Raw genomic sequence first — 7,841 nt, 5'->3', positions numbered from 1 at the left:
CGCCGCGCCGCGGCGGCCGCCCGCCCGGCGGCCCGCCGCCGCTGCGGCTGGGCAGCCCGCGCCCCCGGCTGCGGCTGATCAGCCTCGGCCTCAGCCTGGTGATGATCGCCTTCCTCGTACGGCTGCTCCAGGTGCAGGCCGTGGACGCCGGCGCGTACGCCGCCAAGGCCAACCTCAACCGGTACGTCCCCGTCACCCTGCCCGCCGAGCGCGGCGCCATCGTCGACCGCGACGGCGTGGACCTGGCCAGCACCGTCGACGCGTACGACATCACCGCGGCCCCCGACCTGCTCACCTCGCGCACCACCGGCGTCCCGGACGCGCCCCGGCAGGCCGCCGCCCTGCTCGCGCCGATCCTCGGCGTGCGCCAGGCGGACCTGGAGCGGCGGCTGACCGCCCACCCCGAGTCCAAGTACGTGGTGCTGGCCCGGCAGCGCAGCCCGCAGGTGTGGAGCCAGATCAAGGACCTCAAGAGCGCCCTGTCCCACGAGGCGAGCGCGGGCAAGGGCGTCAACGTCCTGGCCGGCGTCAACAGGGAGACGCACAGCAAGCGCGTCTACCCCGGCGGGGACCTCGCCGCCGGGATACTGGGCTTCGTCGACGCGGCCGGCCGGGGCGCGGCCGGGGTCGAGCAGATGTGGGACCGGCGGCTCGCCGGCAAGGACGGCCGCCGCGTGTACGCGCAGTCCGGCGGCCGGCAGGTGCCCACCGGGGACGTCCGCGAGCAGCCCGCGGTGCCTGGCGCCGACCTCCAGCTCACCATCGACCGCGACATCCAGTGGGCCGCGCAGAGCGCCATCGCCGAGCAGGTGCGCAAGTCCAAGGCGGACCGCGGGTACGTCGTCGTGCAGGACACCCGCACCGGCGAGGTCCTGGCCCTGGCCAACGCCCCCGGCTTCGACCCGAACGACATCTCCCGGGCCGACCCGGAGGCGCTGGGCAACGCCGCGCTCTCCGACGCGTACGAGCCGGGCAGCGTCAGCAAGGTCATGTCGATGGCCGCCGTCCTGGAGGAGGGCGTCGCGACCTGGGACACGCACGTGGAGGTGCCCAACCGGCTGCCGCGCGCGGACCGCGCCTTCGCCGACGACATCGACCACGCGACGTGGTTCCTCACGCTCAACGGCGTGCTCGCCAAGTCCAGCAACATCGGCACCATTCTGGCCACCGAGCAGCTGGGCAAGACCCGCGCCCAGGCCAACCGGGTCCTCTACTCCTACCTGCGCAAGTTCGGGCTCGGCAGCCCGACCGGGCTGGGCTTCCCCGGCGAGACGCCGGGCATCCTCGCCCGGCCCGAGCACTGGAGCGCCTCGCAGCAGTACACCATCCCGTTCGGCCAGGGCCTGTCGCTGAACGCCGTGCAGGCGGCCTCCGTCTACTCCACCATCGCCGCGGGCGGCGAGCGCGTCGCGCCCTCCCTGGTACGCGGCTCCCGGGGCCCGGACGGCCGGTTCACGCCCGCGCCCGCGCCCGAGCGGACCCGCGTGGTCAGCGAGCGGACCGCGAAGACCCTGGCCGCCATGCTGGAGTCGGTGGTGGACGACGAGCAGGGCACCGGCACCCGGGCGAAGATCCCCGGCTACCGCGTCGCCGGCAAGACCGGTACCTCCAACCGGGTGGATCCCAAGACCGGCCGCTACCACGGCTACACCGCGTCGTTCGCCGGGTTCGCGCCCGCCGACCAGCCGCGGGTCACCGTCTACTGCGCGGTCCAGAACCCGACCAGGGGCAGCTACTTCGGCGGCCAGGTCTGCGGCCCGGTCTACCAGCGGGTCATGGAGTTCGCCCTGAAGACGCTCCAGGTGCCGCCGTCCGGGCAGCGGCCCGCGCGGCTGCCCGTGACCTACGACCCCAGCCGGTGACCCGGGCCGGCCGTGACGATGATCACGCCGGTTCGCGGGAACCGCGGACCGGCGCCGCCCCGCCCGCGCCCTGGTTTCGCCGTGGTGCCGGTGGGCCCGGTACGCTCACCGCCGTGCCCCACCCTGATCAGCCCCAAACCTCCCCGCCTCCCCCTGTCTCCCGGAAGGACGTACCCGCCGCTCCCTCGGACGCGCCGCGGCCGCCCGCCGCCTCCCCGGCTCCTGACGCTCCGTCGCCCGCCGCCCCGCGCCCCGCGCCCCGCCCCGACCGGGTCGCCCCCGTGCCGCTGGCACAGCTCGCCGCCCGGCTGGGCGCCGAGCCGCCCGCCGCCGGCGACGTGGCCGCCACCGGCATCACCCACGACTCGCGCGCGGTGCGCCCCGGCGACGTCTACGCCGCCCTGCCCGGCGCCCGGTTCCACGGAGCGGACTTCGCCGCCCAGGCCGCCGACCGCGGCGCCGTCGCCGTACTCACCGACGAGGCCGGAGCCGAACGGGCCGCCGCGACCGGGCTGCCGGCCCTGGTCACCGCCGACCCGCGGGCCCGGATGGGGGAACTGGCCGCCGCGGTCTACGGCGAGCCCGGGCGGGACCTGCGGCTGATCGGCATCACCGGCACGTCGGGCAAGACCACCACCGCGTACCTCGTGGACGGCGGGTTCCGGCAGGCGACCGAGGCGGCCACCGGACTGGTCGGCACCGTCGAGACCCGGATCGGCGACGAGCGCCTGACGGCCGAGCGCACCACCCCCGAGGCCACCGACCTGCAGGCCCTCCTCGCGGTCATGCGCGAGCGCGGCGTGGGCTCGGTCGCCATGGAGGTCTCCAGCCACGCGCTGGTCCTGGGCCGGGTCGACGGCTGCGTCTTCGACGTGGCCGTGTTCACCAACCTCAGCCCGGAGCACATGGAGTTCCACTCCGGCATGGAGGACTACTTCCAGGCCAAGGCCCGGCTGTTCACCCGCGCGCGCAGCCGCGCCGGCGTGGTCAACGCCGACGACGCCTACGGCAGGCGGCTGGCCGCGCAGGCCGAGGTCCCGGTCACCACCTACTCCGCCGAGGGCCGCGCGGACGCCGACTGGCGGGCCGTGGACGTGCGCACCGGTCCGCTCGGCTCGACGTTCACCGCGCTCGGCCCGCACGGCGCGTCGGTGGCGGCCACCAGTCCGCTGCCGGGCCCGTTCAACGTCGCCAACACCCTCGCCGCGCTCGTCGCCCTCGTCACGGCCGGGGTGGCCCCCGAGGCCGCCGCCGCGGGCGTGGCCGCCGTCCCGGGAGTGCCCGGCCGCCTGGAGCGCGTCGAGGCCGGGCAGCCCTACCTGGCGGTCGTGGACTACGCGCACAAGACCGACGCCGTCGAATCGGTCCTGCGCGCCCTGCGCCAGGTCACCAAGGGCCGGCTGCACGCCGTCCTGGGCTGCGGCGGCGACCGCGACCCGCACAAGCGCGGGCCGATGGGCGCCGCGGTGGCCCGCTACGCCGACACCGCCGTGCTCACCTCCGACAACCCGCGCTCCGAGGACCCGCTGGCGATCCTCGCCGCCATGCTCGCGGGCGCCGCCGAGGTGCCCGCGGGCGAGCGCGGCGAGGTGCTGGTCGACGCCGACCGGGCGCACGCCATCGCCGCCGCGGTGGCCCGGGCCCGGGCCGGCGACACCGTCCTCGTCGCGGGCAAGGGCCACGAGCAGGGCCAGGACATCGCCGGGGTGGTACGCCCCTTCGACGACCGCCGCGTCCTGCGCGCGGCCATCGAGCACGCCACGCGCCAACACAACCAGGGATGACGAACCGCCATGCGCGCAACCGCCCCCTTCCGGCAGCCCCCCCGCACCGCCGGAGGTGATCAGTGATCGCACTGTCCCTCGCCGAGATCACCGGACTCGTCGGCGGACAGCCGTACGACATACCGGACCCGGGCCTGACCGTCACCGGCCCCGTGGTCATCGACTCCCGTGAGGTCCGGCCCGGCGGCCTGTTCGCGGCCCTGCCGGGCGAGCGGGTGGACGGCCACGACTTCGCCGCGGCGGCGGTCGCCGCGGGCGCCGCGGCGGTGCTCGCCACCCGCCCCGTGGGCACCCCGGACCGGCCGGTCCCGGCGGTCGTCGTCGACGACGTGACCGCCGCCCTGGGGGCGCTGGCGCGCGCCGTGACGGCCCGCCTGGGCACCACCGTGGTGGCGCTGACCGGCTCCGCGGGCAAGACCGGCACCAAGGACCTGACGGCCCAGCTGCTGAGCCGGCTCGGCCCGACCGTGTGGCCGCCCGGCTCGCTCAACAACGAGATCGGGCTGCCGCTGACCGCGCTGCGCGCCGACGAGGGCACCCGGCACCTGGTGCTGGAGATGGGCGCCCGCGGCCTCGGCCACATCCGCTACCTGGCCGGCCTGACCCCGCCGCGCATCGGCGTGGTGCTCAACGTGGGCACCGCGCACATCGGCGAGTTCGGCGGCCGGGAGGCGATCGCGGCGGCCAAGGGCGAGCTGGTGGAGGCGCTGCCGGAGGCGGCCGACGGCGGGGTGGCCGTGCTCAACGCGGACGACCCCCTCGTACGGGCCATGGCAGACCGTACGAAGGCCCGTACCGTCCTGTTCGGCGAGGCGGCGGACGCGGACGTGCGCGCCGCGGACGTGGCGCTGACCGGGCAGGGCCGTCCGCGCTTCACGCTGCACACCCCCACCGGGTGCGGCGACGTCACCCTGCGCCTGTACGGTGAGCACCACGTGTCGAACGCGCTCGCCGCGGCCGCCGTCGCCCACGAGCTGGGCATGCCCGCCCAGGAGATCGCCACCGCGCTCTCCGAGGCGGACCAGCTCTCCCGCTGGCGCATGGAGGTCACCGAGCGCTCGGACGGCGTGACGGTCGTCAACGACGCCTACAACGCGAACCCCGACTCCGTACGAGCCGCGCTGCGCGCGCTCGCCGCCATGGGTGAGGCCGCAAGCGCACGGGGGGGACGCACGTGGGCGGTGCTCGGCCCGATGGCCGAGCTGGGCGAGGAGTCGCCGGCCGAGCACGACGCGGTCGGACGGCTGGCCGTCCGGCTCAACGTCAGCAGGCTCGTGGCGGTCGGCGGCCAGGAGGCCGCCTGGCTCGACACGGGCGCGAGGAACGAGGGTTCGTGGGGTGAGGAGTCGGTGCACGTGTCCGACGTGCGGGCGGCGGTCGGCCTGCTGCGCAGCGAGCTGCGTCCGGGGGACGTCGTGTTGGTGAAGGCGTCGCGGGCGGCGGGCCTTGAGCGGGTCGCGCAGGCGCTGCTGGCGGGCGAGGGCGAGGTCGCCGGCCGATGAGGCAGATCCTCTTCGCGGGAGCCATCGGGCTCTTCCTGACCCTGATCGGCACGCCGCTGCTGATCAAGCTGCTGGCCCGCAAGGGCTACGGCCAGTACATCCGCGACGACGGTCCCCGCGGGCACCACGGCAAGCGCGGCACGCCCACCATGGGCGGCATCGCCTTCATCCTGGCCACGCTCATCGCGTACGGCCTGACGAAGGTGATCAACGGCAGCAAGCCGACCTTCTCCGGCGTGCTGGTGCTGTTCCTGTTCACCGGCATGGGCCTGGTCGGCTTCCTGGACGACTACATCAAGATCGTCAAGCAGCGGAGCCTGGGCCTGCGGGCCAAGGCGAAGATGGCCGGCCAGCTGATCGTGGGCATCGCCTTCGCCGTGCTGTCGCTGAACTTCGCCGACGCCCGCCAGCAGACGCCCGCCTCCGACCGGCTGTCCTTCACCCAGGACTTCGGCTGGCGGATGGGGCCGGTGATCTTCACCATCTGGGCGCTGTTCATGATCCTGGCCATGTCCAACGGCGTGAACCTCACCGACGGCCTCGACGGCCTGGCCACCGGCGCCTCGGTGATGGTCTTCGGCGCGTACACCTTCATCGGCGTGTGGCAGTACCAGGAGTTCTGCGCCAACGCGGGCACGCTCACCAACCCCTCGGCCTGTTACGAGCTACGAGATCCACTCGACCTCGCGGTGGTGGCCGCCGCGCTGATGGGCGCCTGCTTCGGCTTCCTGTGGTGGAACACCTCGCCCGCCAAGATCTTCATGGGCGACACCGGCTCGCTGGCCCTCGGCGGCGCGCTCGCGGGCCTGGCGATCTGCTCCCGCACCGAGCTGCTGCTGGCCCTGCTCGGCGGCCTGTTCGTGCTGATCACGATGTCCGTCATCATCCAGGTCGGGTCCTTCCGGCTCACCGGCCGCCGGGTGTTCCGGATGGCGCCGCTTCAGCACCACTTCGAGCTGAAGGGCTGGAGCGAGGTCCTGGTCGTGGTCCGGTTCTGGATCATCCAGGGCATGTGCGTGATCGTCGGACTCGGCGTCTTCTACGCGGGCTGGCGGGCCAAGTGACGCCCCTCGGCCAGACCGCCGACGGCCGCCCGGACCTCGCCGGGCGGCGCGTGACCGTGGCCGGGCTCGGCGTCTCCGGCGTCCCGGCCGCGCGCGTGCTGCACGGCCTGGGCGCCGAGGTCACGGTCGTGGACGGCGGCGACGGCGAGCGGCAGCGCGCCCAGGCCGCCGAACTGGCCGCACTCGGGGTCGGGGTGCGGCTCGGCGACGGGGACACCTGGCCGGAGGGCACCGGACTCGTCGTCACCACGCCCGGCTGGAAGCCCTCCGCGCCGCTGTTCGCCGCGGCCGCCGCGGCCGGCGTGCCGGTGTGGGGGGACGTGGAGCTGGCCTGGCGGCTGCGCGGGCCGGACGCGGCGCCGTGGCTCGCGGTCACCGGCACCAACGGCAAGACCACCACCGTGCGCATGCTGGCCGGGATGCTCGCCGCCGCGGGTCTGCGCACCGCGGCCGTCGGCAACATCGGGGTGTCCCTCCTGGACGCCGTCCTGGGCGGCGAGCCGTACGACGTGCTCGCGGTCGAGCTGTCCAGCTACCAGCTCCACTGGTCGCCGTCGGTGCGCCCACACTCGGCCGCCGTGCTCAACCTGGCCCCCGACCACCTCGACTGGCACGGCTCCATGGCGGCGTACGCGGCCGCCAAGGGCCGCGTCTACGAGGGCAACCGGGTCGCCTGCGTCTACAACGCCGCCGACCCGGCCACCGAGGAGCTGGTGCGCGCGGCCGACGTCGAGGAGGGCTGCCGCGCCATCGGCTTCACCCTCGGCGTGCCCGCCCCCTCCCAACTCGGCGTCGTCGACGACGTGCTGGTCGACCGCGCCTTCGTCGCCGACCGCCGGCGCAGCGCCCAGGAGCTGGCCGGGCTCGCCGACGTGCGCCCGGCCGCCCCGCACAACGTGGCCAACGCCCTGGCCGCGGCCGCCCTGGCGCGCGCCTTCGGCGTGCCGCCCGAGGCCGTACGGGAGGGCCTGCGCGCCTTCCGGCCCGAGCCGCACCGCATGGCGCGCGTCGCGGAAGTCGACGGCGTGCTGTACGTGGACGACTCCAAGGCCACGAACACGCACGCGGCCGGCGCGTCGTTGAGCGCGTACGACCGCGTGGTGTGGATCGCGGGCGGCCTGGCCAAGGGCGCCACCTTCGACGACCTGGTCACCGCCGCGGCCGGGCGGCTGCGCGGCGCCGTGCTGCTCGGCGCCGACCGGGCCCTGATCCGGGAAGCCCTCGCGCGACACGCGGCGGATGTCCCGGTCGCGGACCTCGACCGGACCGACACTGGGGCGATGGCGGCCGCCGTCCGGGAGGCGGCGCGGCTCGCCGCGCCGGGCGACACCGTCCTGCTGGCTCCGGCCTGCGCCTCGATGGACATGTTCGTCAACTACGGCAAGCGCGGCGACGCCTTCGCCGCGGCGGTTCACGACCTGGCCTCCGGCCGGGTCCCGGACGGGCGGTAACCCGACGGTCCCCCGCTGGGACCGCTCGCGCGGGCACCCTGGAGGGATGACATGACGGCTGACGAGCCCGCCGCGCCGCCGCCGCGGGCGGCGCGCGGCGCCTTCGGAAGGGAAGCGGGCGCCGCCCGGGGCCCGCGGAGCACCGGACGGGACGCGGGCGGCGCGCGGGGCGCGGGCG

General features: G+C 75.6%; 5 protein-coding genes. All 5 read left to right on the top strand.

Going from position 1 to position 7,841, the window contains the following annotated elements; all coding sequences use genetic code 11:
- Positions 1–1,862: penicillin-binding protein 2 (locus RKE29_RS25925; protein WP_312008072.1), on the top strand; the 1,862-nt coding region annotated here is incomplete at its 5' end.
- A gap of 113 nt (positions 1,863–1,975) precedes the next feature.
- Positions 1,976–3,646, top strand: a complete 1,671-nt coding sequence (locus RKE29_RS25920; protein WP_312008071.1) for a UDP-N-acetylmuramoyl-L-alanyl-D-glutamate--2,6-diaminopimelate ligase — start codon at positions 1,976–1,978, stop codon at positions 3,644–3,646.
- A gap of 62 nt (positions 3,647–3,708) precedes the next feature.
- Positions 3,709–5,148: a UDP-N-acetylmuramoyl-tripeptide--D-alanyl-D-alanine ligase gene (gene murF / locus RKE29_RS25915; protein ID WP_312008070.1), complete on the top strand. Its 1,440-nt coding sequence runs from the start codon at positions 3,709–3,711 to the stop codon at positions 5,146–5,148.
- Complete coding sequence (gene mraY, locus RKE29_RS25910) at positions 5,145–6,212, top strand: phospho-N-acetylmuramoyl-pentapeptide-transferase (RefSeq protein WP_312008069.1); 1,068 nt, start codon at positions 5,145–5,147, stop codon at positions 6,210–6,212. Before murF ends, mraY begins: the two co-directional genes overlap by 4 nt.
- The gene (gene murD / locus RKE29_RS25905) at positions 6,209–7,663 is read left to right on the top strand and encodes a UDP-N-acetylmuramoyl-L-alanine--D-glutamate ligase (protein WP_312008068.1); all 1,455 of its coding nucleotides are present in this window, start codon (positions 6,209–6,211) and stop codon (positions 7,661–7,663) included. Before mraY ends, murD begins: the two co-directional genes overlap by 4 nt.
- Positions 7,664–7,841 lie beyond the last annotated feature (178 nt).

The sequence above is a fragment of the Streptomyces sp. B1866 genome (genome assembly GCF_031932565.1).
Classification (GTDB): Bacteria; Actinomycetota; Actinomycetes; order Streptomycetales; family Streptomycetaceae; genus Streptomyces.
This window is presented reverse-complemented; position numbering and strand designations above follow the sequence as displayed.